Source organism: Halopelagius fulvigenes (genome assembly GCF_055398025.1).
In genome coordinates this window covers 1,904,080-1,929,309 of the sequence record NZ_AP043846.1, presented here as the reverse complement: position 1 = coordinate 1,929,309, position 25,230 = coordinate 1,904,080, and the positions used below count along the sequence as shown (strand labels likewise).

Sequence of the window (25,230 nt, the reverse complement as noted above, 5' to 3'; positions counted from 1 at the left end):
GTCGGGGGCGGGAGCGACCGAAAGTTAGGCGCCGCGCTTCGAGATGACGTCTACGGCCTCGGCGTCTACGGCGTTGACGTCGAGGAAGTGGGGGACGTACTCGCGGCGGTCGAACGTCTCTCTTTCCTCCTCCGTGCCGACGGTGCACCACAACTGGACGCGGTCCGGACCGTGCCAGTCGCCCTGTCGGTCGATGGAGAAGCAGACCACTTCCTCACCGTCCACTTCGATGATCGCGTTGCGCCGGATGCCGGGATCGCCGCGGATGATGAGCTTCTTCATACGGCGACGTTTTGCCCAGTCGGGGCTTAACGGCTTCGGAGATGGCTCGCCGCCGTCGCGGTCGTCGCCGCGGGCGAGAGGCGTGCCATTCGGCCCCACGGAACCGTCCGGGGACCGACGCGAACCAAACGGGTTTTAACGGGCCATGCCGAACTTCGCGTAAGGTCGATATCTATGCAGATGCCACGCCGGTTCAACACGTACTGTCCCCACTGTAAAGCGCACGAGGAACACGAAGTCGAGAAGGTCCGCTCGGGCCGTCAGACCGGGATGAAGTGGGCCGCCCGTCAGGAGAAGCGCGGCGAGTCCACCATCGGGAACGCGGGGAAGTTCTCGAAGGTGCCCGGTGGCGACAAGCCGACGAAGAAGACGCACCTGAAGTACATCTGCTCCGAGTGTGGGAAGGCCCACATGCGGAAGGGATGGCGCGCAGGCCGTCTGGAGTTCCAGGAGTAAACGATGGCCGGAAACTACTATCTCGTCCAGTGCACCGACTGCGACAACGAACAGGTCGTCTTCGGTAAGGCATCGTCCGTCGTCAACTGCGCCGTCTGCGGCACCACGCTCGCCACCCCGACCGGCGGGAAGGCCGACATCCGCGGCGAAGTTGTCGACACCGTCGAACGTCGCACGACCGAGGCGTAAGCTCCCCTCCGGAGGTATTTACATATGAAGTACAGCGGCTGGCCCGACAAAGGCGAACTCGTCGTGGGAAAAGTCGACGAAATCGCCGACTTCGGGGTCTTCATCGACCTCGAAGAGTACGAGAACAAGCGCGGCCTCACCCACATCAGCGAGGTCGCCAGCGGCTGGATCAAGAACGTCCGCGACCACGTACGCGAGGGACAGACGGTGGTCGCGAAGGTGCTCGACGTCGACACAGGCTCTCAGCAGATAGACCTCTCTATCAAGGACGTCAACGAGCACCAGCGCAAAGAGAAGATCCAGGAGTGGAAAAACGAGCAGAAGGCGGACAAGTGGATGAGCATCGCCTTCGGCGAGGACGTCTCCGACGAGCAGTACAGCTCCGTCGCGAACGCCCTGCTCGCGGAGTACGAGACCCTGTACGACGGCTTCGAACAGGCGGCCATCCACGGCGCCGAAGCGCTCGAAGACGTCGATTTGGACGACGAGGAAGTCGAGGCGATAGTGGAGACGGCCCGTCAGAACGTCTCCGTCCCGTACGTCAACGTCACGGGGTACGTCGACCTTCGGTGTCCCGCCGGCGACGGCGTCGACGACATCAAGGAGGCGCTGAAAGCCGCCGAGGGGGAGGACATCCCCGAGGAGATAGAGCTCTCCGTCACGTACGTCGGGTCGCCCGAGTACCGAATCAAGGTGCGCGCGCCCGACTACAAGACGGCGGAGACGGCGCTCGAAGACGCCGCCGCGCGGGCGGCGGACTCCATCGAGGCGTCCGGCGGAACCGCGGAGTTCCACCGCGAACGCAACGAAGACGACGAGTAGGATGAAGTCGGACATCCGGGTCTGCGGCGCGTGGCGCACTCGTCACGACCGCCCGGTGTACACGCTTTCTGCGGCCTGTCCCGACTGCGGCGCCGACACCGAAAACAGCGCGCCCGCGCCGTTCAACCCCGAAGACCCCTACGGAGAGTACCGACGGTCCTTTAAGCGAAGCGACCGGTAACACGGCTATGAACGAAATCGAAGTCGAGACGGTGGCGGACCCGGAACTCCGGGACCCCGTCCTCGTCGAAGGGCTTCCCGGGGTGGGGCACGTCGGCAAGCTCGCCGTCGAACATCTTCTCGAAGAGTTAGACAGCGAGCTCGTCCGCCGCGTGTACGCCGACGAGTTCCCGCCGCAGGTGTCTATCGACGACGACGGCGTCGCCGAACTGGCGAACGCGGAGTTCTACGCCGTCGACGCGGGTGACCGCGATCTCCTCGTTCTGACGGGCGACCACCAAGCGCAGTCGAACTCGGGACATTACCACCTCACCGACGCGTTCCTCGACGTCGCCGAGGAGTTCGGCGTCGAACGCGGGTTCGCCCTCGGCGGCGTGCCGACGGGCGAACTGGTGGACGACCCCGCCGTCCTCGGGGCGGTGACCCGCGAGGACGCGATAGCGCGACTGGAGGACGCGGGCGTGGAGTTCCGCGAGGACGAACCCGCGGGCGGAATCGTCGGCGTCAGCGGTCTGCTCCTCGGCCTCGGCGAACGGCGGGGACTCGACGTCGCCTGCCTCATGGGCGAGACCAGCGGCTACCTCGTGGACCCCACGAGCGCGCAGGCCGTCCTCGAAGTACTGGAGGAGGCCGCCGGCTTCGAGGTGGGGTACGACTCGCTGGAGGAACGCGCCGAGGAGATGAAGGAAGTCGTCGGGAAGATCCAGGAGATGCAGAACCAACAGCAGGGGATGCCGACCGACGACGACCTGCGGTACATCGGCTGAATCGTCGGTCGGTACCCGTCGAACGGGTCCGCGGCGCGAACCGTCACTCCGGGCGACCACTTCGACTTTTATCCCATCCGAGTCCTCGCAGTAGAGCGCGTAGTAGCCGCCGGCGAAGGGATGGCGGTCCTCGTACGACACGGTCGCGTCCGCGCGTTCTCTGACGCCCGCCGTGAGCGAATCGACCTGTTCGCGCGAGACGGCGTGGAACGCGAGACGGCGTGAACGCGAGGTAGTTCAGACCGGGGGTCCGGCGGTCGAAGGACTCGGGGTCGGCGTGGTCGTCCATGGAAGGGGTGCAGGCGTGAACGCAAAAGAGCGCTCGGTCGGCGAACGCGGGCAGACGGGTTCGAGGGGACCGACGGTCCCGTTCAGTCCGCCCGTTCGAACTGCTGTGCGAGTTCGAGGCCCTGTTCGACCACCTCGGGTTCGACCGCGAGGCGAACCTCCTCGTCGTCGCTCTCGACGAGTCCCGCGCGTTCGAGCCCGGGGATGTGGACGTGGGTGAGCTCTATCTTCGCGTCCGTGGGCGACGCCGGTCGCTCGGGGATACCGCCGTCGGCCAGTTCTTCCCGTCCGTCCTCGGAAACGAGCGCCGCGACCAACGTCTCGACGCTGGCCCGCGGCGCTTCGTCTTCGTCCGACGACGACCGCTCGCAGAGCGTAGAGAGGACGATTCGTCGAGAGACGTCCGCGAAAGCGGCGAACCTATCGTCGACGCGGGGGTCAGAGCCGCAGTTCATATAGGTTCCTTGAACTGTATGCGACATAAGTATCACCCCGGTAATCAGACGATGCAAACGAGAGGCTGAAAGTTCAAGCGACCACGATGTCGTCGTCGTCCGAGGGCGGGACGGCGAGCGTCCCGTCGAGGGCGGTGACCCCTCGTCCGCCGACGCGAACCCGTTCGCCCGCCCGGACGCGAATCCGGCCCGGCCTATCGACGAAGTGGCCCTGTTCGAAGACCATCTCCTCAGGCGTCTCGTCGAACGCGTTCGCCTGTCGGAGGTAGGCCCCGCACGCGCCGGCGGCGGTGCCGGTGGCCGGGTCCTCGGGGACGCCGATGCCGGGCGCGAACGCGCGGGCGTGAAGCGTCGCGTCGCCGTCGAGGACGTCGAAGGTGAACGCGTAGACGCCCGCGGCGTCGTACTCGGCGGCGAGTTCCTCGACGGCGGCGAAGTCCGGGTCGGCGTTGCCGAGGTGTTCGAGGAAGTTGACCGGGACGACGAGGAAGGGGAGGCCCGTGGAGGCGACGGCGACGGGCGCGTCCTGTCCGATGTCGCGGAGGGCCTCGGGGTCGATGCCGAGGGCCGCGCCGAGGCGTTCGTACTCGACGTCGACCGGTTCGACGCGCGCGGCGTTCTGCGTCATCCAGACGGTTCCGTCCGACTCGACTTCGACGTCGAGGGCGCCGACGTTCGTCTCGACGGTGTGGTCGCCGGCGTCGATAGCGCCCTCCTCGAACAGGTGGGCGTGGGCGGCGATGGTCGCGTGGCCGCAGAGGTCCACCTCCTGCGTCGGGGAGAAGTACCGGAGGCGTCGGTCCGCCGTCCCCGAGGGGAGGACGAACGCCGTCTCGCTAACCGCGAGTTCCCGGGCGACGGCGCGCATCTGCGACTCTGTCAGGTCCGACCCCTCGGGGACGACGCCGGCGGCGTTGCCCGATAGCGGTTCGTCGGCGAAGGCGTCCACGAGGAGGGTTCGACGCGTCTGCATGCAGGGGTCAAGGAACCTCCCTCTCATCAATCCCGGCGGTCGGACGGCGAGATGGAGGCGGCCGGCCTACGGGGAAGGCGGTCCGGCCGAGGGGGCCGGACTCGACGCCTTCCCCGCCTGCAGGTCCGCAGTGGTCGCACACGACGGACAACCGAACACGCGGCCGTCCTCGTCGCCGAACACTCTCACGAAATCCGGACTCACGAACTCGTCGCAGTTGTTGCAGGTGTGCATGGCGATCTATTCGGTAAGTTAACACATACCACGGTAGTATAAGAGTATCGATGGGATGGGCGGTCCGACGTCGAACGGCGAATCTCCGTGCGCTAGCGTACCGAACCCGCGGCCAGACGGACACGTTAAAGGGGGACACCCGCCCTGTACGAACTGGTGAACGAAGTCCATGGGCGACCTCCCCGACGAGTTTAACTGCACCATCACGAACTGGGAGTACATCTACGGTCTCTGCCGGGACGTGAGCGACGCCGTGAAGGCGTCCGAGTTCGAACCGGACGTCATCGTCGCGTTGGCGCGCGGCGGGTGGTTCGCGGGGCGGTGCATCTGCGATTTCCTCGGGATGGACGACCTGACGAGCCTGAAGATGGAACACTACGTGGGGACGGCCCAGAAGTCGGGCGAACCCGAAGTCCGGTACCCGATGCCGGAGGGCAGCGTCGAGGGCAAAGACGTGCTCATCATCGACGACATCGCCGACACCGGGGGGTCCATCCACCACGCCTACGAGTACGTGACCGACCGCAACGCGGGCGAGGTTCGGACCGCGACGCTCCAACTCCTGCAGACGAGCGAGTTCGATCCCGACTTCGTCGGCGAACGCCTCGAAGAGTGGGCGTGGGTCGTCTACCCGTGGAACTTCATCGAGGACATGATAGACCTCGTCTCCGGCGTCATGGAGAAGGCCGACGAGGAGACGTTCGAGGTCGAGGACGTCCGACACTACCTCTCCGAGTACCACAACGTGGACCGAATCGAGATGGAGATAGCCCAACCGAACCGGATGGGCGAAGTCATGAGCGAGATGGAACGCCGCGGGTACGTCGAGACGGCGGACGACGGCGCGTGGCGACTCCTCGAAGACGACGACGCCTGAGGAACCCGTGTCTCCGACGGACCGCGAGTCGGATCTGGACGCCCTCCTCGAAACGTACGGCCTGAAGGACGAACGCCGCACCGGGTGGCAACTCCGCGACGTCTCCGACCCCGAGTCCGTCGCCGCCCACTCGTGGGGCGTCGCCCACCTCTGTCTCTGCTTCGCCGACCGCGCCGAGGGCGTAGACCCCGACAGAGCGGTGCGTCTGGCTGTCCTCCACGACGCTGCGGAGGCCCGCACCGGCGACGCGGCGACGCGCGCGGACCCCGAGGCGGAGACGCCCGACCCCGAGGAGAAGGAACGCCGCGAACGCGCGGCGATAGCCGACCTCCTCGGCCCGTTCTCGGCTGACCTCCGCGACGCGTGGGAGGAGTACGAGGCGCGGGAGACGGAGACGGCCCGGTTCGTCAAGGACATGGACCTGTTGGACATGTGCCTGCAGGCGGTCGTCTACGAGAGGGATGGGCGGTACGACCCCGACGCCGAGAACCCGCACTTCGGGGCGTACGACCGGTTAGACGAGTTCTTCGCCACGGCGGAGCCGAGACTGCGGACCTCACTCGGGCGCGACCTGTTCGAGGCGGTTCGCGCGCGGTACGAGGCGGCGAAAGCCGAGCGAGACGAAGCGGACGGCGAACGGTCCTGAACCGTCTCGCGAGCGTCCGCTGACGCGGTAAGCCGCGCCGTCTCCGAAGCGTTTGAAGGGGCGGCGGGAGTCGGTTCCGGCGTGGCACTCCTCTCTATCTTCGCGACGGCGATTCTCCCCATCGTCACCGTGGGCGCGGTCGGGTTCGTCCTCGGGCGCGCGACGGACGTCGAGACGGACTCCATGAACACCGTCGTCGTCTACGTCCTCGCGCCGGCACTCGTCTTCCACAGCCTCGCCACCACCTCCCTCGCGCGTTCGACGCTCGTCGAAGTCGCCGTCGCCGTGACCGCCTACCACCTCGTGATGATTCTGCTCGCGGAGGGCGCGGGCCGCCTGTTCGGCGAACGCGACCCGCTTCTCAGCGCACTCGTCCTCGTCGCGGCGTTCCCGAACTCCGGTAACTACGGCATCCCCGTCTCGAACTTCGCGTTCGGGGCGACGGGCCGTTCGACGGCCGTGCTCTTCCTGTCGGTGCAGAGCGTCCTCATCTACACGCTCGGCGTCTACATCGCCTCCCGCGGCGGCGGAAACAGCGGGCTCGAAGGCGTGAAGCGCGTGTTCAAGATACCGCTCGTCTACGCCGTCGTCGCCGCCTTGCTGGCGCGGTGGGCGGGCGTCGTCCCCCCGGCGGGGTCGACGGCGATGGAGACGCTGAAACTCGTCGGCGACTCCTCGATTCCGCTGATGTTGCTCATCCTCGGCGTCCAACTGGCGAAGACGGACGTGGGGTCGACGCTCTCGGAAGTCGGCGTCGTGACGGTGCTGAAGATGGCCGCCGCGCCGGCGGTGGGCGTCGCCATCGCCCTCGTCGTCGGGTTCGCCGACCCGACCGTCGGTCGGACGTTCGTCTTGGAGTGCGCCATGCCCGCCGCGGTGACGCCCCTCATCCTCGTCGGCGAGTTCGCGGAGGGCGACGTGTCGGGCGTCCCCGTCGCCGAGTTCGTCTCCACCGCCGTCTTCGTGACGACGCTGGTCAGCGTTCCGACGCTGACGCTCACCATCGCACTGCTCGAATCGGGCGTCCTCCTGTAGTCGCCCGTCCTCCGGTCCCCGTTCGTCGCCGCCCCGCCGCGCGCCGCCCTCCCGAACCCGTCGGAACTCGCCACGGTTTTGTTCCGACCGCCCGACGTTCGGGTATGACCATCGGATTCATCGGCGGCAGCGGTATCTACGAGGCCCTGCCCCTGCAGGAGACGCGCGAAGTCGACGTCGAGACGCCCTACGGCGACCCCTCCGCGCCCGCCGTCGTCGGCGAGTTCGGCGACACCGGCCGCGAGATCGTCTTCCTCCCGCGGCACGGCCCGGACCACCAGCACTCGCCGACGACGCTCCCGTACCGCGCGAACATCTACGCCCTGAAGGAACTGGGCGTGACCCACGTCATCGCCAGCAACGCCGTCGGCAGTCTGCGCGAGGACCTGCCGCCGCAGACCCTCGTGATCCCCGACCAGATATACGACCGGACGAAGCACCGCGACCTGACGTTCTTCGACGAGGGCGTCGTCGTCCACCAACCGTTCGCCGAACCGTACTGCCCGGAACTCGCCGACGTGATAGCCGACGCGGCGGAGGAGGCGGCGGACGCCGACGTGGTTCGCGGCGGGACGTACGTCTGCATCGAGGGGCCGCAGTACTCCACACGCGCCGAGAGCGAGTTCTACCGCGAACAGGGGTGGGACGTCATCGGGATGACGACCATCCCGGAGGCGAAACTCGCCCGCGAGGCGGAGATGTCCTACGCGACGGTGACGGGCGTCACCGACTACGACGTCTGGAAAGAGGACTCCGAGGTGACCCTCGAAGAGGTGTTGGAGAACGCCGCCGCCAACGAGACGGCCATCAAAGAGACGGTGGAGGCGGCCATCCGCGCCCTCCCCGAGGACCACGAGTGCGACTGCCACTCCTCGCTGGAGGGGACGATAAACACGCCCGACGACGCCATCTCCGAGGAGACGAAGGCGGACTTAGACCCCCTCATCGGCGAGTACGTCGACTAACGGTCGCCGGGGGCGTTCGGCGCGACGCGTCCGTTTAGGCAAACCAAAAGTAATTTAGCCCCGTTTAGGGTTGCCTAAAACGACATGACCGACGCGCCTACGCGACGGACGTATCTGCGCCGAACCGCCGCGCTCGCCGGTGCCGGCCTCGTGGCCGGGTGTACGGGCGATGGGACCGGCGACTCGACGGACGCGCCCGAGACGGGCGGGGGCGGTTCGGCGACGGAGACGAGCGAATCGACCGCCGGGGGGAGCGAGGGGTCGCACTCGGCGTCGATGAAGCCGATGGGGACCGTCGAGTTCGACGGCGTCCCCGAACGCGTCTTCACCGTCTTCCCGCAGTACGCCGACATGGCCGTCGCCCTCGGGCACGGGGAGAAGGTCAACTCGGTGTACGTCCCGGAGATGTCCGGGACGACGATGAACCACTACTACCACCACTTAGACGGCGTCTCCTTCGAGTGGAAGGGGCTGTCGGACCCCCTGAGCGAGGGACTGCGCAAGGAACTGCTCTTCGAACTCGACAGCGACGTTCACCTCGCGGACCCGGCGTGGGCGTCGACGCAGGACAACTGGGACTCCGGCGACGTCGAGGAGGTGTCCTCCCAAGTCGCCCCGTGGTTCGGTAACTTCTACAGCGGAACGCGGGCGGCCCCGCCCGAGGGGTACGACTACGAGTACTACACGCTCTGGGATCTGTTCGGCAACGTCGCCGACGTGTTCCAGGAACGGAAGCGGTACGAGGCGCTGGCGTCCGTCCACGAGGAACTCGTCTCCTCGATTCGGGAGTCGCTCCCGCCGAAGGAGGAGCGTCCGACGGCCGTCCGCGTCACCCTCGCGGCGGAGAGCGACACGTTCTACACGTATCACCTGAACAAGCCCGGCTACTGGCTGGCCGACACCCGGCCCCTCGGCGCGAACGACGCGTTCGCAGAGAAGGACTGGGGAAGCCTCTGGGGGACGGTGGACTACGAGACGATGCTGGAGGCGGATCCGGACGTCATCCTCCACCTCTGGGGGATGACGCCCAACTACAACATGGAGGACACGCTGGCGTCGCTTCGGGACCACCCCGTCGGGAGCAAACTGACCGCTGTGAAGAACGACTGGGTGTACCCCGCCGGGATGCGCTATCAGGGCCCCATCATGAACCTGTTCCAGATAGAGATGGGCGCGAAGCAACTGTACCCCGACGTCTTCGGCGAGTGGCCCGGGTACGCGAACGGCGAACCCTACCCGGACGTGCCCGCGGAGGAACAGTTGTTCGACCGGCAACGCGTCGCCGACGTGATCAACGGCGACTTCTAAGGCGCGGGCCGGAGCGGAGCACTCAGTCCGCTATCGCTTCGACCGGTTCGTCCTCGTCCTCGTCGCCGCCGCCCGCGGCGTCCTCCTCTTCTACGGCGTCGGGGTCCTGCACCCACAGGTCGCCGAACAGGTCGTCCTGTTGGAGGCGCACCGTCCCCCGGTGCGAGAGGAACAGAAGCGAGAGGTACGTCGTCACGGGCGTCTCCGTGGCCGCCCGAATCTCGCGGAAAAGCACCTCAGCGCGGCCGTTGGCGTACTGTTCGCGCAGCGCCGCCTCCACCTCGCGGATGGAGGACTCGATGTCCTCGGTGTGGGCGGTGTCGGTGACGTCCGCCGCCGACGGTTCGTCGTCGTCGCGGAAGTCGTCGGCGCTTCGGTAATCGAGCGTCTGCGTGCCGCGCTGGTAGCCCCGCGGGGAGTTCGAGGTGTCGTACTCGCGGCGGCGCTTCCACCACGACCCGCGTTCGGCGTCGCGGAGTTCGCGGACGAGTTCGTCCAGCGTCTCCGGCGACCCGCGGGCGTGCTTCCGGTCGAGGCGGCGGTCCATCTCCTCCTCTAAGGCGTCCACCGGGTCGAATCCGGGTGCGTCGCCCTCGTCGCCGCCGGCCATCGGGCCGTCGGGGCCCTCCAGCGCCGCCTCCCACGGTTCGAGTTCCTCCTCCGGTTCCTCGTCGGGTTCGAGCAGCGCGTCGCTCTTCATCCGCAGGAGGACCGCGGCGTAGAACAGCGCTCGCCCGGACGTTCGGAGGTCCGTCGAGTCGAGGCGGTCGAGGAACGCGTCGGTCACGTCCACCACGTCGATGTCCCACGGGTCTATCTCGCCCTCTTCGGCGAGTTGGACCAGCAATTCGACGGGTTCGACCTTTTCCGCGTCCTCGTCGGGAGCCTCGACGCCCTCGGGCATCACTTCGTCGCGCGGGTCAGTCATCCGCCGGAACCTCCTGTTCGGCGTCGGTTCCGTCACCGTCGCCGTCGCCGCCGTCACCGCCGTCGTCGTCGCCGCCGTCGCCGTCACCGAGTTGGATGCCGGTGACGGCGCTGACGTTGTCGCCCTGCATCGTCACGCCGATGGCGCGTTCGGAGCGTTCCAACAGCGCCGAGCGGTGCGAGACGACGACGAACTGCGCCCGTCCCGCCAAGTCGTCCACCATCTGGCCGACCCGTTCGGCGTTGGCGGCGTCGAGGAACGCGTCGACCTCGTCCAGCGCGTAGAACGGCGCGGGGTTGTGTCGCTGGATGGCGAAGATGAACGCGAGCGCAGTCAGCGACTTCTCGCCGCCGGACATGGCGTTGAGGCGCTGGATGGGCTTGTCGCCCGGTTGCGCCTTCATCGTCAGGCCGTCCTCGAACGGGTCCTCGGGGTTTTCGAGGTGGAGTTCGCCCGTCCCGTCGGAGAGGCGCTCGAATATCTCGGTGAAGTTCTCGTTGATGGCGTCGAACGCCTCCATGAACGTCGCCTTCTTCTGGGACTCGAAGCGGTCGATGCGCTCCTCGATGGCGTCTCGTTCCTCGACGAGCACGTCGCGGCGCTCCTGCAGGTCTTCGAGGTCCGACTTCACGTCGTCGTACTCGTCGATGGCGAGCATGTTCACCGGTTCGAGCGCCTCCATCTTCGCCGTCAGGCGCTCGATGTTCGACTCCACCTCGTCGTGGTCGGGAATCTCCTCGGGGTCGTACTCGCCGACCTCAGCCGCGAGTTCGTCTATCTCCCACTCCAGACGCTCGGCGCTCTCGCGCAGGTTCCGGAGGGCGGACTCGACGCGTTCGACCTTCTCCTTCTGCTCGTCGCGTTCGGACTTGGCCTCGCGGAGTTCGTCCTGCAGTTCGCGGCGGTCCTCCTTCAGTTCGGCCAGTTCCTCTTCGAGCTCCTCGACGGCTTCGCGCTTCTCTTCGAGGACGGACTCCTGCGCTTCGATTTCGGACTCCTTCTCCGCGATGACCTCCCGCGCGTCGGCCTTCTTCTCTTGGGCCGTCTCGACCGTCTCGTTGAGGTCCTCGATGGCGTCCTCGGCGTACTCCTTCTCTAGTTGGAGCTCGTTCAGGCGGCCGTCCAACTCGTCCATCCGGTCTTCGAGGTCGGAGATGTCGGCGCGGATCTCGTCGGCCTGCGAGGTGAGCTCCGGAATTTTCGAGTCGGCGAGCTCGGCTTCGAGGTCGTCTATCTCGGCTCGGACCTCCTCCATCTCCGACTCGCGTTCGTCTATCTCCCCGTCGAGCTCCCGCATCTCCTCGTCCACGGACTCGCGCTCCTCGCGGAGCTCTTCGAGTCGGTCTTGGAGGCTCTCGATCTCGGATTCGGCCTCCTCGACCTCGGACTCGGCCCGTTCGATGTCGGCCTCGACCGAGCGAACCCGGTCGTTCGCGTCGGCCAGCTTCTCGCGGGCGTCGTCGATGTCGTTCTCCACGTCGCGGAGCTCCGCTTGGAGTTTCTGCCGGTCGTCTTCGAGCGAGGAGATCTCCTCGGCGAGGCGTTCGAGGCGGCCCTTCCCGGACTTCGAGAAGGAGTACCGCGACCCGCCGCCGGACCCGCCGGTCATCGCGCCGGAACGCTCGACCAAGTCGCCGTCGAGCGTCACCATGCGGAAGTCGCCCATCAGCTCCCGCGCCGTCTGCATGTCCTCGACGACGAGCGTCGAACCGAGGACGTACGAGAAGATGGGTTCGTACTGCGCGTCGTACTCCACGAGGTTGCGCGCGAAGTCCACGACGCCCGGGTTGTTCGGCTTCCGTGGCAGTCCCCGGTCGTCCATCTTCGTGATGGGCAGGAACGTCGCGCGACCGGCGTTTCGGGACTTGAGGTAGTCGATGCACGACGACCCGACGCCGTCGTCGTCCACGACGACGTGCGCGAGGCGGCCGCCCGCCGCGGTTTCACAGGCCGTGGCGTACTCGCCGGTGACGGACCCCAGCTGGCCGACGGTGCCGTGGACGCCGGAGAGGCCGGCGTTCAGTATCGTCGTCACCGACCGCGGCCACGAGTTGTCGCCGTCGCGTCCGGCTTTCGTCTCCAGCTCGGCGTACTGCGACTGCTTGCGTTGCAGTTCGTCGGCCACCTCGCCGAGTTCGTCCTTGACGTCCGCCCGTTCCTCTTTCAGGTCGTCGACGACGCCGCGAATCTTCTCGCGGTTCTTCTCGGCCTTGTCGAGCTCCGAGTGGAGGTCGGAGAGTTTCGCCTTCAGGTCGGGCAGTCGCTCCTCGACCTCCTCTACCTTTCGTTGGGTCTCGGTTATCTCGTTGGAGCGACGGCGCGTGTCGTCCAGCAGTCGATCCTTCTCTCGCTGGAGGTCGTTCTTCGCCGTCTTCAACTCCTCCAGCCGCGACTTCCGGTCTTCGAGTTCCGCCTTGAGTTCGTCGTACTCGGTGTCGACGCTCGCTATCTCGGCTTTCACCTCGGCGAGTTCCGTCTCCTTCGACTGTACGTCGGATTTGACCGACGCCTTCTCGACTTTGACAGAGCGGATGTCGCCTTCCAGGTCGTCTATCTTCTCCTGCTTGCGGTCGAGTTCGACGAACGCCTTGCGGCGCTCGTTCTCGGCGTCATCGATGCGCTCCTCGGCGTTCTCGATGGCCGTCTCCAGGCGGGTTATCTCGCCTTTGACCTCCTCTATCTCGGATTTGATGCGGAGCTGTTCGTCTTCGCCCTTCCGCTCTATCTCCCGGGTGAGGTCGTCGAGTTCCTCCTCCAGACGGGTGACGCGACCCTGCCGTTGGTCGAGTTCCTCCCGGAGGTCTTCGAGGTTCGCCTCCTTCTTCTCGGCGCGGTTCGTCGTCCGTTCGAGGTCGGCGCGCTTGTCTTCGAGTTCGGCGGCCTTCAGGTAGCCCTCGTACTCCTCTCTCTCGTCGCGGAGCGACTTGTACTCTAACGCCGTCTCGCGTTCGTCTTCGAGTTGGTCGAGGCGCGTCTCCTTCTCCTCAATGCGGAGGTCGGCCTCGTCGATTCGCTCTTCGACGGCCTCCAGTTCCCCGAAGGCGTCCTCCTTCTTCGCGTCGAACTCGGCGACGCCCGCTATCTCGTCGATGATGCCCCGCCGTTGGTAGGCGGTCATGTTGATAATCTCGGTCACGTCGCCCTGCATGACGACGTTGTACCCCTCGGGGGTGATGCCCGCCTGCGAGAGGAGGTCCTGGATATCAGAGAGGTTGCAGGACCGACCGTTGAGGTAGTAGTACGAGTAGTAGTTGTCGTCCGTCTCCTTGACGCGTCGCTTGACGCGTATCTCGGAGGCGTCGCCGACGTTGTCGCTCCCGGCGGCGTTGACTATCTGCGACCGGTCAAGTTTGCCGTCGGAGTTGTCGAGGACGACGGTGACGCTGGCCTCTCTGGGGCCGGACGACTCGCCGTCGCTGCCGTCGGCGTGACCGGGGTTGTAGATGAGGTCGGTCAGTTTTTCGGCCCTGATACCTCGCGTCCGCGCGAGGCCGAGGGCGAACAGAACGCCGTCTATGATGTTCGACTTGCCGGAGCCGTTCGGACCGGTGACTACCGTGAAGTCCTCGTAGAACGGGATTCGGGTCTTCCGCCCGAAACTCTTGAAACCGTCAAGGACGAGCTCTTTGATGTGCATGGGTTGCTCGCGAGGGACGGAGCACCCGGTTACGCGACGATGATGTCCGAATCGTCGGTGGTGTCCGCCTCGTCTTCACTCTGGCCCTCGTCCGACTTATCCTCGTCGTCTGCGGCGTCGTCGATGTCGAACTCCTGGGAGTCGGCGTCGATGAAGTCGGCGTCGGTCCCCGGATTATCCGACGTCTCCGACCGCGATTCCGTCTGGGCGGGCGACTCGCCCGGTTTCGCCTTCGCCTTCGACTGAGACTGAGACCGCGACTGCTGGTTCGACTCCGCCGCCGGTTCGGCGTCGGCCGACCCGTCGGACGGCGACCCGTGACCGACCGGGCGCGTGCCCGTGCTCAGGTCCACTTCCACTTGGTCCTCGAGCAGTCGAACGCGCTCTTTCGTCTCCACCAACTCCTCCGTCAGGCCGTTGACGGCGGCCTGCAGTTCCGCAACCTTCGATTCGAGTTCCTCCACCCTGTTACTCATGTGTGCATACCCCGTCGGAGGTCACATAAACGTACGTCAGACACGTAGACGCAACTTGACAGTTCCTGTCTGCGCGGCGACGAGTCAGCGGAGGTGACGGTCGAGGAACGCCTCGGTCCACGCTAGCGTCCACTCGAACTGTTCGAGGTGGACGTCGTGGCCCGCGCCCTCCGCGACGACGCACTCGGCGGTGCCCGCCGACGCTTCGAGGCCGTCGTAGAACAGTTCCGACGCCATCGAGGGCGTCACGTCGTCCTCCGCGCCGTGCAGGAGGAGAATCGACGAGGCGTCGTCCGCGCCCACGTTCCGGAGGTGCGTCGAGGGCGAGGCGAGTTCGTACGCCTCGGGCACTTCCGACCGCGACCCGCCGAGGAGCGACCGTATCGACTCCCTCTCGGGCGTGTGCTCGAAGTTGTACAGACCGGCGACGCCGACGGTGGCGGCGAGGGCGTCCGCCGACCCGTCGCCGTCGAACGACGCCTCGCCGACGAGGTGGTCTGCGTCCGGCGCGAGTTCCGGGTGGCCGGGCGTGAGGGCGGCGAGGACGGCGAGGTGCGCGCCGGCGGCGTGGCCGAACGCGCCGACCCGGTTCGGGTCGAGGCCCGCCCGGTCCGCGTTCGCCCGGAGCCAGCGAATCGCCGCCTTCACGTCCCGAATCTGCGCGGGGAAGGCGGCGTGGTCGCTGCCCCGATACTCGACGGCGGCGCAGGCGAACCCCCGTTCCGCGAGGGCGAGACCGAAGCGCGACAGGTCGTCCCTGTCGCCCTCACGCCACTCGCCGCCGTAGACGAGAACGACCACCGCCCGGCGGGCGTCAGCGGCGTCGCCGCGGGGCGGCGCGGGCCGGTACAGGTCGAGGTGAAGCGTTCGCTCTGGCGGCGACGCGAACGGAACGCCCCTGAGTACCTCGACTGCGGCACCCGCGCCGAGAGAGTCGCGCATCGGGACGCGAATCGTCGCCCGCGGGACAACTAGCTTGCGCTTCGACGCGGTTCGGCGTGAGTGGTGGTCGATGCGTTCAGAGCGCCGGCTTATCACCGAGAGCGAGGAGAGGGTTCTTCGCCGTGTCGCCCGAAACGTACGTATGCAGACAGCAACCGACGATGGCCCGGTTTCGGCGGCGTACCGGTGGCTGCGCGAATTCTGGGAGTACTACCGAGGGTACACCCACACCGCGATTCACACGGCTTCGGCGGCGGCGCTCACCGGGTTCGGACTGCTCATCTTCGTCGACTCGCTCTTCGTGGCGCTGGCTATCGCCGCGTACGTCTGTCCGCCCATCATCCTGTACTCTCTCGGCGTCGACGTCGGGGCGGAGGCGGACTCGTCCGGAGAGACCACCGCCCACGGCGAATCGCGGACGGAGTCGGACGGCGATTCAGACAGCGATTCGGACAGCGACGACGGAGACAGCGATTCGGACAGCGACGACGGAGACAGCGATTCGGACGGAACCGACACGGACGCCGATGGGTCGGACACCGACACCGACACGGACGGGTGACCGCCGCCCCGCGACGAGTCCCGTTAGTCTTTAGCCGTGCGCCGTCAAATCCCGCGTAATGACCGCGAAGGCGCTCCAACAGCGCGAACTCGCCACCGTCATCGGGTTGGAGGTCCACGTCCAACTCGAAACGGACACCAAGATCTTCTGCGGGTGTTCGACCGACGCGGCGGCGGACGAAGAACCGAACACGCGGACGTGCCCCGTCTGTCTGGGTCTGCCGGGCGCGCTTCCCGTCCTGAACGAAGGTGCCGTGGAGGCGGCGGTGAAGGTCGGCAAGGCGTTAGACGCCGACATCGCCGAACACACCCAGTTCCACCGGAAGAACTACTACTACCCCGACCTGCCGAAGAACTTCCAGATCACGCAGTACGACGCGCCCATCTGCTCGGACGGCCACCTCGAAGTGTCCGTCGAGGGGACGCGCCGCGAGATCGGCGTCGAACGCGCCCACCTCGAAGAGGACCCCGGGAGCCTCCAGCACAAGGGCGGCAGCATCGACACGGCGGACTACACGCTCGTCAACTACAACCGCGCGGGCACGCCCCTGATGGAGATCGTGACGAAGCCCGACTTCCGGAGTCCCAAGGAGGTCCGCGGCTTCCTCGCCAAGTTGGAGGAGGTCCTCGAATACCTGGGCGTCTTCGACGCGACGCGCGACGGGTCGCTCCGCATCGACGCGAACATCTCGATGGTGCCGGCCGACGAGATGGCCGACGACGGCTCTCTGACCGAGGAGACCCTCGAATCGGCCAACCGCACCGAGGTGAAGAACATCTCCAGTCACAAGGGAGCGGAGAAGGCCCTCGCCTACGAGGTGACCCGGCAGAAGAACGCCATCGAACGCGGCCGCGCCGTCGAACAGGAGACGCGCCACTGGGACGAGACGCGCGGCATCACCGTCTCCATGCGGTCGAAGGAAGAGGAGAAGGACTACCGCTACTTCCGCGAGGCGGACCTGCCGCCCCTCGAAGTCGCCGATTGGAAGGAGAAGATATCCATCCCGGAACTCCCCGACGCCCGCCGCGACCGGTTCGAGGAGGAGTACGGCTTAGACGCCGAGTCCGCCTCGAAGCTCACCTCCACGAAGGAAGTCGCGGACTTCTTCGAGGAGGTCGCCGAGAGGTACGACGCCGACCTGGCCGCGACGTGGGTCGCCGACAACCTACTGGGCGAACTCAACTACCGCGACATGGCCATCACGGACGTGGACGACAGACTCGACGAGTTCACCCGACTCGTCGAACTCGTGGACGCGGGCGACATCACGACGAAGAACGCCGAGGAGATAGTGCTCCGCGAGATGCTCGACGAGGGCGCGCACCCCGACGATGTCATCGAGTCGGAGGGCCTCGGGAAGGCGGACGAGGACGAAGTCGAAGTCGCCGTCGGCGAGGCCATCGACGAGAACCCCGACGCGGTGGAGGACTACTACGAGGGTGAGGGCGGCGCGATTAACTTCCTCGTCGGACAGGTCATGCAGAAGACGGGCGGAAGCGCCGACCCCGGCGCGGTGAACCAGATGCTCCGCGACCGGTTGGACGAGTGAGATAGCCGCCGCTCCGACGGTCGCGGTTCGCCGGCGACGTCGACGAGCGAGCAACGCTCGTCGGGCCACCGGACTGCGTCCGGTGACGCCGCCCCCTCAGATGCCCTCGTTTTGGTGCTGGTAGACGAACCGTTCGATGCTGACGAACGCCGTCTCGCCGCAGGCCGAACAGGTGTCGGGCGCGCGGAAGTCCGCCGAATCGCCCTGCCCCTCCGGCGTTCCGGCGAAGATTGCGTGGCAATTCGTGCAGACGAATCGCTCCGGCATGTCTGGACTGTGTGCCATGTGACATCATCCGTCGGAAACGGGTTGACGTTTTTGTGCGGTTCAGACGACAGTCTCGTCCGCGAGGGGTGCGGCGGCGTCGCCGTCTACGTCATCGTCCGGCGGGTGCAGTGCGTCGTCCGGCGCGGGGAGAAACGCCGAGGAGAGCGGAGACGAACGCCGAGAGGCTTCGTTGCCATTGTCTCCCGCGTGCGCGCGAACGCGACGCCCGGCGCGCACGCCCGTTCTCGCGCGCACGCCGGCGCTGTCGGCCGATTTCCGTCGGATTCGGCGCGAAAGGTTTAGGCCGCCCCCTCACATATCGCCGCCCGATGAGCAACGGCCCGGAACTGATAATCACTGAGAAGGACAACGCCGCTCGGCGTATCGCCGACATCCTGAGCGGCGAGTCCGTGGAGGCCGAGCGGGTCAACGGGGTGAACGTCTACAAGTGGGGCGGCAAGCGCTGCATCGGATTGTCGGGCCACGTCGTCGGCGTCGACTTCCCGCCGGAGTACAACGACTGGCGAGACGTAGAGCCGGTCGAACTCATCGACGCACCCGTCGATAAGCACCCGACGCAGGAGAACATCGTCGCCGCGTTGCGCCGCCTCGCGCGGCGCGCCCGCCGAGTCGTCATCGCGACCGACTACGACCGCGAGGGCGAACTCATCGGCAAGGAGGCGTACGAACTCGTCCGCGACGTCAACGAGGACGTGCCCGTAGACCGGGTTCGCTTCTCCTCCATCACCGACCGCGAGGTGACGGAGGCGTTCGAGAACCCCGACGAACTCGACTTCGACCTCGCGGCCGCGGGCGAGGCGCGGCAGATAATCGACTTGGTGTGGGGCGCGGCGCTGACGCGCTTCCTCTCGCTTTCGGCCCGCCAACTCGGCGACGACTTCATCTCCGTCGGCCGGGTGCAGGGGCCGACGCTGAAGCTGATCGTGGACCGCGAACGCGAGATAGACGCGTTCGACCCCGAGGACTACTGGGAGCTGTTCGCCGACTTGGAGAAGGACGGCGAGGGCTTCGAGTCGCAGTACTTCTATCTGGACGATGACGGCAACGAGGCCGAACGCGTCTGGGACGGAGACGACGCCGAGGCGGCGTACGAGACGCTCGAAGACGTGGCGGCGGCGACGGTCGAGTCGGTCCGCCGCCGGACGCGGACGGACGAGCCGCCCGCGCCGTTCAACACCACGCAGTTCATCCGCGCGGCGGGCTCTATCGGGTACTCCGCCCAGCGAGCGATGAGCATCGCGGAGGACCTCTACACCGCCGGCTACATGACGTACCCCCGGACGGACAACACCGTCTACCCGGAGGATCTAGACCCCGAGGAGCTCCTCTCGGAGTTCAGCGGCCACCGCACGTTCGGCGAGGACGCCGACTCGTTGCTCGAACAGGAGGAGATAGAACCGACCGCCGGCGACAACGAGACGACGGACCACCCGCCGATTCACCCGACGGGCGAGCTCCCCTCGCCCTCCGACCTCTCGGAGGACGAGTGGGAGGTGTACGAACTCGTCGTCCGGCGCTTCTTCGCGACGGTGGCCGAGTCCGCCGAGTGGGAGCACCTCCGCGTCGTCGCGGACGCCGACGGCCTCTCTCTGAAGGCCAACGGCAAGCGCCTCGTGGAAGCGGGCTACCACGCCGTCTACCCGTACTTCAACTCCAGCGAGTCGTTCGTCCCCGCCGTCGAGGAGGGCGAGGAACTCGCGGTGACGGACACCCGAATCGAGGACAAGCAGACCCAACCGCCGCGGCGGTACGGTCAGTCCCGCCTCATCGAGACGATGGAGAAGATGGGCATCGGGACGAAGGCGACGCGGCACGACGTCATCCAGAAGCTGTACGACCGCGGCTACATCGAGAGCGACCCGCCGAAACCGACGCGGCTGGCGCGGTCCGTCGTCGAGGCGGGCGAGGAGTTCGCGGAACTCATCGTCTCAGAGGAGATGACCGCGCAACTGGAGCAGGACATGCAGGCCATCGCGCGGGGCGAAGCCACCTTAGAGGGGGTGACCGACGAGTCCCGCGAAATACTCGAAGACGTCTTCGAGGGGCTGATGTCCTCCGGCGAGGAGGTGGGCGAACACCTCCAGAAGTCGCTGAAGGCCGACAAGACGGTCGGCACCTGCCCCGACTGCGGCGGCGATCTCGTCATCCGAAAGAGCAGGCGCGGGTCGTACTTCATCGGCTGTGACTCCTACCCAGACTGCACGTACACCCTCCCGCTTCCCTCCACGGGCAAGCCTCTCATCATGGAGGACACCTGCGACGAACACGAACTGCACCACGTGAAGATGCTCGCCGGCCGGAAGACGTTCGTCCACGGTTGTCCGCTCTGCAAGGCCGAGGAGGCCGACGAACAGGAGGACCTGGTCATCGGCACCTGTCCGGAGTGCGGCGAGGAGCACGGCGGCGAACTCGCCATCAAGCGCCTCCGGTCCGGGTCGCGCCTCGTCGGGTGCACGCGCTACCCCGACTGCGACTACTCGCTTCCCCTCCCGCGCCGGGGCGACGTGGAGGTCACGGACGACTCCTGCGAGGAACACGACCTGCCGAAGATACGCATCACCTACGACGACGACAGGGAACCGTGGGACCTCGGCTGCCCCATCTGCAACTACCGCGAGTACCAAGCCCAACAGAACGGGTCGGAACTGGAGGCCGTGAAGGGTATCGGCGAGAAGACGGCCCAGAAACTCCAAGACGCGGGTATCGGCGACGTGAGCGCGCTGAAGGAGGCCGAACCCGACGCCCTCGCCGACGCGGTGGACGGCGTCGGACCCGACACGGTTCGGGAGTGGCAGGCGAACGCGGACTGAAACTCACCGCTCGTCGTTCGTCGGCCGAAAAGCGTTCCTCGATTTTCGCACGGTACGGAGCGGTTCGCACGAGGACGGCCCGTCGGGGTCGTCTCCGAACGGTTGCCATTCTGCCGCAACCGACTCGCTCATCCGCGCCATTTTTAACGCCTCCGGGGAGAAGTAGGTCCAATGACCGGGCCATGGACGGAGTGGGACCACGTCTTGAAAGTGGATCCAGACAAGGACCTCGTGGAAGGCGAGACGTTCGAGGACGTCTGCGCCACCGGGACCGACGCCATCGAAATCGGCGGGACGCTCGACATCACGACCGAGAAGATGCAACGCGTCGTCGACGCCTGCGCGAAGTACGACGTCCCCCTGTACCAGGAACCGTCGAACCCGGGCGTCGTCATCGAATCCGACGGCCTCGACGGCTACCTCATCCCGACGGTGTTCAACGCCGAGTCCTCGTTTTGGGTCACCGGCGCGCACAAAGAGTGGGTCCGGATCGACGGCCCCTTGGACTGGAACCGGACGACCACCGAGGCGTACATCGTCCTGAACCCCGAGGCGTCCGTTGCGGAGCTGACGGAGGCCGACACCGAACAGAGCGCCGACGACGTCGCGTCGTTCGCCGCCGTCGCCGAGAAGATGTTCGGACAGGAGATAATCTACGTCGAGTACTCGGGCATGTTCGGCGACACGGAGAAGGTCGCCGCCGCGCAGGACGCCCTCGACGAATCGACGCTGTTCTACGGCGGCGGCATCCGCGACTACGACGCAGCCTACGAGATGGGCAAGCACGCCGACACGGTCGTCGTCGGCGACCTCCTCCACGACGAAGGGGTGGACGCCGTCCGCGAGACGGTCGAGGGCGTCAACGACGCCCACGCGGAGCAGATCGAAGCCGAGTGAGCGGTCTACTTCTGTAACTCGACGGACGCTGACGCCCATCGCCGCGTTCTCCGTCTACTCGTGAACACCGTCGGCCGCGGTTCCGGACGAGACGTGAAACGGGAGGCTGCCGTCTGGTCCGCCGGGGCCGCCGGCCGACGAACACGCGTGTCCGACGACCGACGCGCCGACGACGAGTGCGAGGAACGAGACGGCCGCGCTCGCCGGTTCGCCGACCAACGGAACGGCGGCGACGACGCCGCCGAGAACGTGTCCGACGGTGCCCGCGGCGAGAGCCACCGAGAACGCGCGGGCGTACGCGCCGTCCCGAGCAACTTCGAGCGCAGTTTCGACGAGGCCGACGCCCACCGAGCGACGATGCGCCACGGCGACGAGAGCGGCCACGGAGAGGTAGCCGGCGACGATTTCGAGGACGACGATGGCGAGGACCCCCGCGAACAGGTCGAGAGCGGGGAGGACGCCGTTCCGGAGGTCCGCAAAGAGGTACGGCGAAACGAGGTGCGCGCGGTCGAATCCGATGGCGAATCGGAGGACGACCAGTCCGGGGAGGTGAAGCGGAAGCACCGCGAGGGCCGCCCGGCCGCCGGTGAGGAGAACGTCGCCCCACCCCCCGAACGTCGGCAACGCGGCGTCGGACTCGGCCGCGGAGCGAACGACGCAGACGGCGTATCCGAGGAGAGCGATACCGAGGATCGGAGCGACGGCCGACCCGAGCGTGAGCAACGCACCGACGATGACGGTCTCGGCTCGGCGTTCTGCGGTCGATAGCGACTCCATCGTGGCGGTGAGCGTCCGTCTCATCGTGGGCCGGAGTGGTCCCGTCTCCGTATATAAACCTCCGCTCGGCGGTCACCGGCGGTCACCGGCGGCGGCGAACGGGCCGAAGTGTGCTTAGCACTCCCACTCCGAGGTGAAACGACCGTTTTTAAGACTCGCCGGCGGAAACGCGGTCACATGCAGAACCGAACGTACACGGCAGACGCCGAACCCGGCGACACGGTGACCGTCGCGGGGTGGGTCCACGAGGTCCGCGACCTCGGCGGCATCGCATTTCTCATCCTCCGCGATAAGACCGGCAAGATTCAGATCAAGTTCGAGAAGGACGAGATGGACGAGGAGCTCGTCGAGACCGGTCTCGGCGTCCACCGCGAGAGCGTCATCTCCGTCACGGGCGAGGTGAAAGAGGAGCCCCGCGCGCCGACGGACGTGGAAGTCGTCCCCGAGTCCATCGAGGTCCTCGCGGAGGCCGACACGGAGCTTCCCCTCGACCCCTCCGGGAAGGTCGACGCGGAGCTTTCGACCCGACTCGACAACCGGACGCTCGACCTCCGCAAGGAGGAGGTGAAGGCGGTCTTCGAGATCCGCGCCGAGATTCTCCGGTCGGTCCGTAACGCCTTCCGCGAACTCGGCTGCACCGAGATCAACACGCCGAAGATAGTCGCCACCGGGACGGAGGGCGGCACCGAGCTGTTCCCCATCACGTACTTCGGCGAGGAGGCGTTCATGAACCAGTCGCCGCAGCTGTTCAAGCAGCTGATGATCGGGTCGGGCCTCGAACGCGTCTTCGAGGTCGGTCCCATCTTCCGCGCGGAGGAGCACAACACCCCGCGGCACCTGAACGAGGCGACGTCCATCGACTTCGAGTCGGCGTTCTTCGACCACACCGAGGCGATGGACGCCTGCGAGTACGTCGTGAAGGCCGCCTACGAGGGCGTCGCCGAGAACTGCCAGCAGCAACTCGAAGCGCTCGGCTTCGCCGACGACTTCGAGGTGCCCGAGGGCGAGTTCCCCCGTCTCACCTACGAGGAGGCCATCGAGCGGATCAACGCGACGGGCGAACTCGACGAGCAACTCGTCTGGGGCGACGACCTGCCGACCGAGGGCGAACGCGCACTCGGCGAGGACGTCGGCGAGCACTACTTCATCACCGACTGGCCCTCCGAGATAAAGCCGTTCTACATCAAGGACCACGACGACGACGAACAGCTCTCGACGGGGTTCGACATGATGCACCCGCGCATGGAACTCGTCTCCGGCGGGCAGCGTGAACACCGCTACGAACGCCTCGTGGAGGGCTTCGAACAGCAGGGTCTCGACCCCGAGTCGTTCGACTACTACACGAAGATGTTCAAGTACGGCATGCCCCCGCACGCGGGCTGGGGCCTCGGCGGCGAACGCCTCGTCATGACGATGCTCGGCCTCGACAATATCCGGGAAGCGGTGTTGTTCCCGCGGGATCGTCAGCGACTCTCTCCGTAGAGTTGCTACCGACGAGCGGGAACGGCGAGCAAATCTTCGATTTGCGAGTGAGTTCCCGCGAGACAGACAGCGTCTAAATCCGTAGGGCGAAGACGTTGAGAGCCGACGAGAGTCGCTAACGCTCCTCTCGTCGGACCGGCAGCGACTCTCCTCTTCAGTCGAGCGACTTTCGGTAGAAGAGAATCTCGAACGATTCGTCCGCCACTCGAACGCGGTCCCGCAGGACTTCCTCGAACGAGTTGCGTTCGTAGAGACGCCGCGCTCCGACCTGTTTCGGCGTCGTATCGAGGACGACGTCGGAGAAGCCGCGTTGTCGCGCGCGGCGTTCGAGTTCCTCGTACATCCGTTGTCCGTACCCGCGACGCTGGTGGTCGGGGGCGACGCGCATCCGCTTGAGTTCCGCCGTCGTCTCGGGCAAGTCGTCGAGGAAGTCGGTGACGTACCCCTCCGCCGGGCGGAACGCGCCCATTGCGACGATTCGGCCGTCCGCCTCGCCGACGAGGAACTCACCGCCTCCGTCAAGGTACGTCCCCCGGACGTCTTCGAGGTCCGGGTCGGGAACGCCTTCGACGAAGGAACCGACGTCGCGCATCGCTTCCTCGTGCAGTTCGAGAACGCGGTCGTGGTCTGCGGGTCGGTAGCGCCTGAGACGCAGCGACGGGGACATACCGGAAGATGACCCGCCGGCGTAATCGGTTTTTCGCGCCGTCGAGTCCCACGCCCCGCGGCCGTTTCACTCTTGCACGCAGCGACCCACGTTCCACTACAATGAGCGACGCACCTCCGCCGTCGAATCCGGACCTCTCGGAGACGGTGCTGGACGAACTCGCGGGACGGAGAGAGTCCCTTCTCGTGGGGGATCTGGTCATCCTCGCGGAACAGTACGACGAGGAGTACGCCGACGAGAGGGGCGTCCCCGTGGACCGCCTCGTCGCGTACGTCGAAGAACTCGCTCGAAACGGCTACTCGTTCGACCCCGACGGCGTCCGCGAGGGACTCGACGAGAAGGCCGTCGAGTCGGACTCCTTCGTCAGTACCGACAACGTGTACTGGGTCGGAGAGGACCGCGTGAGCGCGTTTCCGCCGCGGTGGCACGACGAACTCGAAGGGGAGACGGACGTCGCGCGGTACGTCGAGGTGATTCTCGACGACGTGGACGACTCGCGGTCGGCGTTCGACCACGGCGGGGCGGGCCGGGGAATCCCCGTTCAGGACTTGGTGAACGCCGTCGTCGCGATGAGCGAGATGACGCGAGAGCAGGTGACGACCGAAATCCGCCACCTCCACAACGAGGGGGTACTGGCCGAGAACACCAGCCAACACCCGGAAGCGCGGGTGCTACCGGCCGACGAAGGAGAGGGGGACGCTTCGTAACGGGGGCGTTCCGGGCCCCCCACGGCGGGCA

27 protein-coding genes are annotated in these 25,230 nt (G+C 66.6%); 16 read left to right on the top strand and 11 right to left on the bottom strand.

Features of this window, described 5'->3' with window-relative positions; all coding sequences use genetic code 11:
- Window positions 1-24 precede the first annotated feature (24 nt).
- Window positions 25-282: an HAH_0734 family protein gene (locus ACZ522_RS14675; protein ID WP_379698065.1), complete on the bottom strand. Its 258-nt coding sequence runs from the start codon at window positions 280-282 to the stop codon at window positions 25-27.
- Between the two features lie 174 nt (window positions 283-456).
- Here ACZ522_RS14675 and ACZ522_RS14670 point away from each other — a divergent pair, with 174 nt between their 5' ends.
- The 5 genes from ACZ522_RS14670 to ACZ522_RS14650 are packed head-to-tail and all read left to right on the top strand — an operon-like array spanning window position 457 to window position 2,696.
- Window positions 457-738, top strand: a complete 282-nt coding sequence (locus ACZ522_RS14670; RefSeq protein ID WP_379698067.1) for a 50S ribosomal protein L44e — start codon at window positions 457-459, stop codon at window positions 736-738.
- A gap of 3 nt (window positions 739-741) precedes the next feature.
- Entirely contained in the window at window positions 742-927 is a 186-nt protein-coding gene (locus ACZ522_RS14665; protein WP_379698069.1) for a 30S ribosomal protein S27e, read from the top strand.
- A 24-nt stretch (window positions 928-951) separates the two neighbouring features.
- Window positions 952-1,749 (top strand): translation initiation factor IF-2 subunit alpha, encoded by a 798-nt coding sequence (locus ACZ522_RS14660; RefSeq protein ID WP_379698072.1) that lies wholly within the window; start codon window positions 952-954, stop codon window positions 1,747-1,749.
- Between the two features lies 1 nt (window position 1,750).
- The gene (locus ACZ522_RS14655) at window positions 1,751-1,930 is read left to right on the top strand and encodes an RNA-protein complex protein Nop10 (RefSeq protein WP_379698075.1); all 180 of its coding nucleotides are present in this window, start codon (window positions 1,751-1,753) and stop codon (window positions 1,928-1,930) included.
- A gap of 7 nt (window positions 1,931-1,937) precedes the next feature.
- The gene (locus tag ACZ522_RS14650; protein ID WP_379698077.1) at window positions 1,938-2,696 is read left to right on the top strand and encodes a proteasome assembly chaperone family protein; all 759 of its coding nucleotides are present in this window, start codon (window positions 1,938-1,940) and stop codon (window positions 2,694-2,696) included.
- A 371-nt stretch (window positions 2,697-3,067) separates the two neighbouring features.
- On the opposite strand, the gene ACZ522_RS14645 is transcribed toward ACZ522_RS14650, so the two are convergent.
- The 3 genes from ACZ522_RS14645 to ACZ522_RS14635 all read right to left on the bottom strand — a co-directional run bounded on the left by ACZ522_RS14645 (window position 3,068) and on the right by ACZ522_RS14635 (window position 4,646).
- A complete protein-coding gene (locus ACZ522_RS14645) occupies window positions 3,068-3,439 on the bottom strand; it encodes a DUF7344 domain-containing protein (protein ID WP_379698079.1) in 372 nt (123 codons plus the stop codon).
- A gap of 73 nt (window positions 3,440-3,512) precedes the next feature.
- A complete protein-coding gene (locus ACZ522_RS14640) occupies window positions 3,513-4,412 on the bottom strand; it encodes a PhzF family phenazine biosynthesis protein (RefSeq protein ID WP_379698082.1) in 900 nt (299 codons plus the stop codon).
- A 66-nt stretch (window positions 4,413-4,478) separates the two neighbouring features.
- Complete coding sequence (locus ACZ522_RS14635) at window positions 4,479-4,646, bottom strand: DUF7563 family protein (RefSeq protein WP_464391782.1); 168 nt, start codon at window positions 4,644-4,646, stop codon at window positions 4,479-4,481.
- 169 nt (window positions 4,647-4,815) lie between these two features.
- Between ACZ522_RS14635 and ACZ522_RS14630 the strand changes: the two genes are divergently transcribed.
- The 5 genes from ACZ522_RS14630 (at window position 4,816) to ACZ522_RS14610 (ending at window position 9,477) form a co-directional block, all read left to right on the top strand.
- The gene (locus ACZ522_RS14630; protein WP_379698085.1) at window positions 4,816-5,523 is read left to right on the top strand and encodes a phosphoribosyltransferase; all 708 of its coding nucleotides are present in this window, start codon (window positions 4,816-4,818) and stop codon (window positions 5,521-5,523) included.
- 7 nt (window positions 5,524-5,530) lie between these two features.
- A complete protein-coding gene (locus tag ACZ522_RS14625) occupies window positions 5,531-6,169 on the top strand; it encodes an HD domain-containing protein (RefSeq protein ID WP_379698088.1) in 639 nt (212 codons plus the stop codon).
- 81 nt (window positions 6,170-6,250) lie between these two features.
- Window positions 6,251-7,204 carry an AEC family transporter gene (locus ACZ522_RS14620; protein ID WP_379698090.1) on the top strand — a complete coding sequence of 318 codons (954 nt, stop codon included), beginning with the start codon at window positions 6,251-6,253 and terminating at the stop codon, window positions 7,202-7,204.
- Window positions 7,205-7,308: 104 nt separating this feature from the next.
- Window positions 7,309-8,169 carry an S-methyl-5'-thioadenosine phosphorylase gene (gene mtnP, locus ACZ522_RS14615; RefSeq protein ID WP_379698092.1) on the top strand — a complete coding sequence of 287 codons (861 nt, stop codon included), beginning with the start codon at window positions 7,309-7,311 and terminating at the stop codon, window positions 8,167-8,169.
- Between the two features lie 84 nt (window positions 8,170-8,253).
- Window positions 8,254-9,477, top strand: coding sequence for an ABC transporter substrate-binding protein (locus ACZ522_RS14610; RefSeq protein ID WP_379698095.1), 1,224 nt, complete (start codon window positions 8,254-8,256; stop codon window positions 9,475-9,477).
- Window positions 9,478-9,499: 22 nt separating this feature from the next.
- On the opposite strand, the gene ACZ522_RS14605 is transcribed toward ACZ522_RS14610, so the two are convergent.
- The 4 genes from ACZ522_RS14605 to ACZ522_RS14590 form a co-directional block, all read right to left on the bottom strand.
- Entirely contained in the window at window positions 9,500-10,405 is a 906-nt protein-coding gene (locus tag ACZ522_RS14605) for a segregation/condensation protein A (protein WP_379698098.1), read from the bottom strand.
- Window positions 10,398-14,042, bottom strand: coding sequence for a chromosome segregation protein SMC (gene smc / locus ACZ522_RS14600; RefSeq protein WP_379698100.1), 3,645 nt, complete (start codon window positions 14,040-14,042; stop codon window positions 10,398-10,400). The genes ACZ522_RS14605 and smc overlap by 8 nt, the downstream gene beginning before the upstream one ends.
- Window positions 14,043-14,071: 29 nt before the next feature.
- Window positions 14,072-14,518, bottom strand: coding sequence for a DUF7518 family protein (locus ACZ522_RS14595; protein WP_379698103.1), 447 nt, complete (start codon window positions 14,516-14,518; stop codon window positions 14,072-14,074).
- A gap of 84 nt (window positions 14,519-14,602) precedes the next feature.
- On the bottom strand, window positions 14,603-15,460 hold the full coding sequence (locus ACZ522_RS14590; protein ID WP_379698106.1) for a prolyl oligopeptidase family serine peptidase: 858 nt from the start codon (window positions 15,458-15,460) through the stop codon (window positions 14,603-14,605).
- Between the two features lie 142 nt (window positions 15,461-15,602).
- Here ACZ522_RS14590 and ACZ522_RS14585 point away from each other — a divergent pair, with 142 nt between their 5' ends.
- Window positions 15,603-16,022: a hypothetical protein gene (locus ACZ522_RS14585; RefSeq protein WP_379698108.1), complete on the top strand. Its 420-nt coding sequence runs from the start codon at window positions 15,603-15,605 to the stop codon at window positions 16,020-16,022.
- Between the two features lie 58 nt (window positions 16,023-16,080).
- Window positions 16,081-17,571 carry an Asp-tRNA(Asn)/Glu-tRNA(Gln) amidotransferase subunit GatB gene (gene gatB, locus ACZ522_RS14580; protein ID WP_379698110.1) on the top strand — a complete coding sequence of 497 codons (1,491 nt, stop codon included), beginning with the start codon at window positions 16,081-16,083 and terminating at the stop codon, window positions 17,569-17,571.
- Window positions 17,572-17,667: 96 nt separating this feature from the next.
- Here the strand turns inward: gatB and ACZ522_RS14575 are convergent, their stop codons facing one another.
- The gene (locus tag ACZ522_RS14575) at window positions 17,668-17,856 is read right to left on the bottom strand and encodes a hypothetical protein (protein WP_379698112.1); all 189 of its coding nucleotides are present in this window, start codon (window positions 17,854-17,856) and stop codon (window positions 17,668-17,670) included.
- 311 nt (window positions 17,857-18,167) lie between these two features.
- Between ACZ522_RS14575 and ACZ522_RS14570 the strand changes: the two genes are divergently transcribed.
- Together ACZ522_RS14570 and ACZ522_RS14565 are read left to right on the top strand one after the other, a co-directional pair.
- Window positions 18,168-20,669: a DNA topoisomerase I gene (locus ACZ522_RS14570; protein WP_379698114.1), complete on the top strand. Its 2,502-nt coding sequence runs from the start codon at window positions 18,168-18,170 to the stop codon at window positions 20,667-20,669.
- Between the two features lie 171 nt (window positions 20,670-20,840).
- Window positions 20,841-21,566, top strand: a complete 726-nt coding sequence (locus ACZ522_RS14565) for a phosphoglycerol geranylgeranyltransferase (protein ID WP_379698117.1) — start codon at window positions 20,841-20,843, stop codon at window positions 21,564-21,566.
- Between the two features lie 54 nt (window positions 21,567-21,620).
- Here ACZ522_RS14565 and ACZ522_RS14560 read toward each other — a convergent pair whose 3' ends face one another.
- Window positions 21,621-22,367 (bottom strand): DUF4013 domain-containing protein, encoded by a 747-nt coding sequence (locus ACZ522_RS14560; RefSeq protein WP_379698119.1) that lies wholly within the window; start codon window positions 22,365-22,367, stop codon window positions 21,621-21,623.
- A gap of 153 nt (window positions 22,368-22,520) precedes the next feature.
- Between ACZ522_RS14560 and aspS the strand changes: the two genes are divergently transcribed.
- Window positions 22,521-23,825 (top strand): aspartate--tRNA(Asn) ligase, encoded by a 1,305-nt coding sequence (gene aspS / locus ACZ522_RS14555; RefSeq protein WP_379698122.1) that lies wholly within the window; start codon window positions 22,521-22,523, stop codon window positions 23,823-23,825.
- A 154-nt stretch (window positions 23,826-23,979) separates the two neighbouring features.
- Here aspS and ACZ522_RS14550 read toward each other — a convergent pair whose 3' ends face one another.
- Window positions 23,980-24,492 carry a GNAT family N-acetyltransferase gene (locus ACZ522_RS14550; RefSeq protein ID WP_379698125.1) on the bottom strand — a complete coding sequence of 171 codons (513 nt, stop codon included), beginning with the start codon at window positions 24,490-24,492 and terminating at the stop codon, window positions 23,980-23,982.
- 101 nt (window positions 24,493-24,593) lie between these two features.
- Here ACZ522_RS14550 and ACZ522_RS14545 point away from each other — a divergent pair, with 101 nt between their 5' ends.
- On the top strand, window positions 24,594-25,199 hold the full coding sequence (locus tag ACZ522_RS14545; RefSeq protein WP_379698128.1) for a hypothetical protein: 606 nt from the start codon (window positions 24,594-24,596) through the stop codon (window positions 25,197-25,199).
- Window positions 25,200-25,230 lie beyond the last annotated feature (31 nt).

Coding starts and splice junctions, on each gene's coding strand:
- ACZ522_RS14560 (WP_379698119.1), bottom strand. CDS start 22,367: ATGAGACGGACGCTCACCGCCACGATGGAGTCGCTATCGACCGCAGAA.
- ACZ522_RS14670 (WP_379698067.1), top strand. CDS start 457: ATGCAGATGCCACGCCGGTTCAACACGTACTGTCCCCACTGTAAAGCG.
- gatB (WP_379698110.1), top strand. CDS start 16,081: ATGACCGCGAAGGCGCTCCAACAGCGCGAACTCGCCACCGTCATCGGG.
- ACZ522_RS14635 (WP_464391782.1), bottom strand. CDS start 4,646: ATGCACACCTGCAACAACTGCGACGAGTTCGTGAGTCCGGATTTCGTG.
- ACZ522_RS14545 (WP_379698128.1), top strand. CDS start 24,594: ATGAGCGACGCACCTCCGCCGTCGAATCCGGACCTCTCGGAGACGGTG.
- mtnP (WP_379698092.1), top strand. CDS start 7,309: ATGACCATCGGATTCATCGGCGGCAGCGGTATCTACGAGGCCCTGCCC.
- ACZ522_RS14605 (WP_379698098.1), bottom strand. CDS start 10,405: ATGACTGACCCGCGCGACGAAGTGATGCCCGAGGGCGTCGAGGCTCCC.
- ACZ522_RS14575 (WP_379698112.1), bottom strand. CDS start 17,856: ATGGCACACAGTCCAGACATGCCGGAGCGATTCGTCTGCACGAATTGC.
- ACZ522_RS14550 (WP_379698125.1), bottom strand. CDS start 24,492: ATGTCCCCGTCGCTGCGTCTCAGGCGCTACCGACCCGCAGACCACGAC.
- ACZ522_RS14640 (WP_379698082.1), bottom strand. CDS start 4,412: ATGCAGACGCGTCGAACCCTCCTCGTGGACGCCTTCGCCGACGAACCG.
- ACZ522_RS14595 (WP_379698103.1), bottom strand. CDS start 14,518: ATGAGTAACAGGGTGGAGGAACTCGAATCGAAGGTTGCGGAACTGCAG.
- smc (WP_379698100.1), bottom strand. CDS start 14,042: ATGCACATCAAAGAGCTCGTCCTTGACGGTTTCAAGAGTTTCGGGCGG.
- ACZ522_RS14585 (WP_379698108.1), top strand. CDS start 15,603: ATGCAGACAGCAACCGACGATGGCCCGGTTTCGGCGGCGTACCGGTGG.
- ACZ522_RS14665 (WP_379698069.1), top strand. CDS start 742: ATGGCCGGAAACTACTATCTCGTCCAGTGCACCGACTGCGACAACGAA.
- ACZ522_RS14650 (WP_379698077.1), top strand. CDS start 1,938: ATGAACGAAATCGAAGTCGAGACGGTGGCGGACCCGGAACTCCGGGAC.
- aspS (WP_379698122.1), top strand. CDS start 22,521: ATGCAGAACCGAACGTACACGGCAGACGCCGAACCCGGCGACACGGTG.
- ACZ522_RS14630 (WP_379698085.1), top strand. CDS start 4,816: ATGGGCGACCTCCCCGACGAGTTTAACTGCACCATCACGAACTGGGAG.
- ACZ522_RS14565 (WP_379698117.1), top strand. CDS start 20,841: ATGACCGGGCCATGGACGGAGTGGGACCACGTCTTGAAAGTGGATCCA.
- ACZ522_RS14570 (WP_379698114.1), top strand. CDS start 18,168: ATGAGCAACGGCCCGGAACTGATAATCACTGAGAAGGACAACGCCGCT.
- ACZ522_RS14610 (WP_379698095.1), top strand. CDS start 8,254: ATGACCGACGCGCCTACGCGACGGACGTATCTGCGCCGAACCGCCGCG.
- ACZ522_RS14590 (WP_379698106.1), bottom strand. CDS start 15,460: ATGCGCGACTCTCTCGGCGCGGGTGCCGCAGTCGAGGTACTCAGGGGC.
- ACZ522_RS14675 (WP_379698065.1), bottom strand. CDS start 282: ATGAAGAAGCTCATCATCCGCGGCGATCCCGGCATCCGGCGCAACGCG.
- ACZ522_RS14655 (WP_379698075.1), top strand. CDS start 1,751: ATGAAGTCGGACATCCGGGTCTGCGGCGCGTGGCGCACTCGTCACGAC.
- ACZ522_RS14645 (WP_379698079.1), bottom strand. CDS start 3,439: ATGAACTGCGGCTCTGACCCCCGCGTCGACGATAGGTTCGCCGCTTTC.
- ACZ522_RS14660 (WP_379698072.1), top strand. CDS start 952: ATGAAGTACAGCGGCTGGCCCGACAAAGGCGAACTCGTCGTGGGAAAA.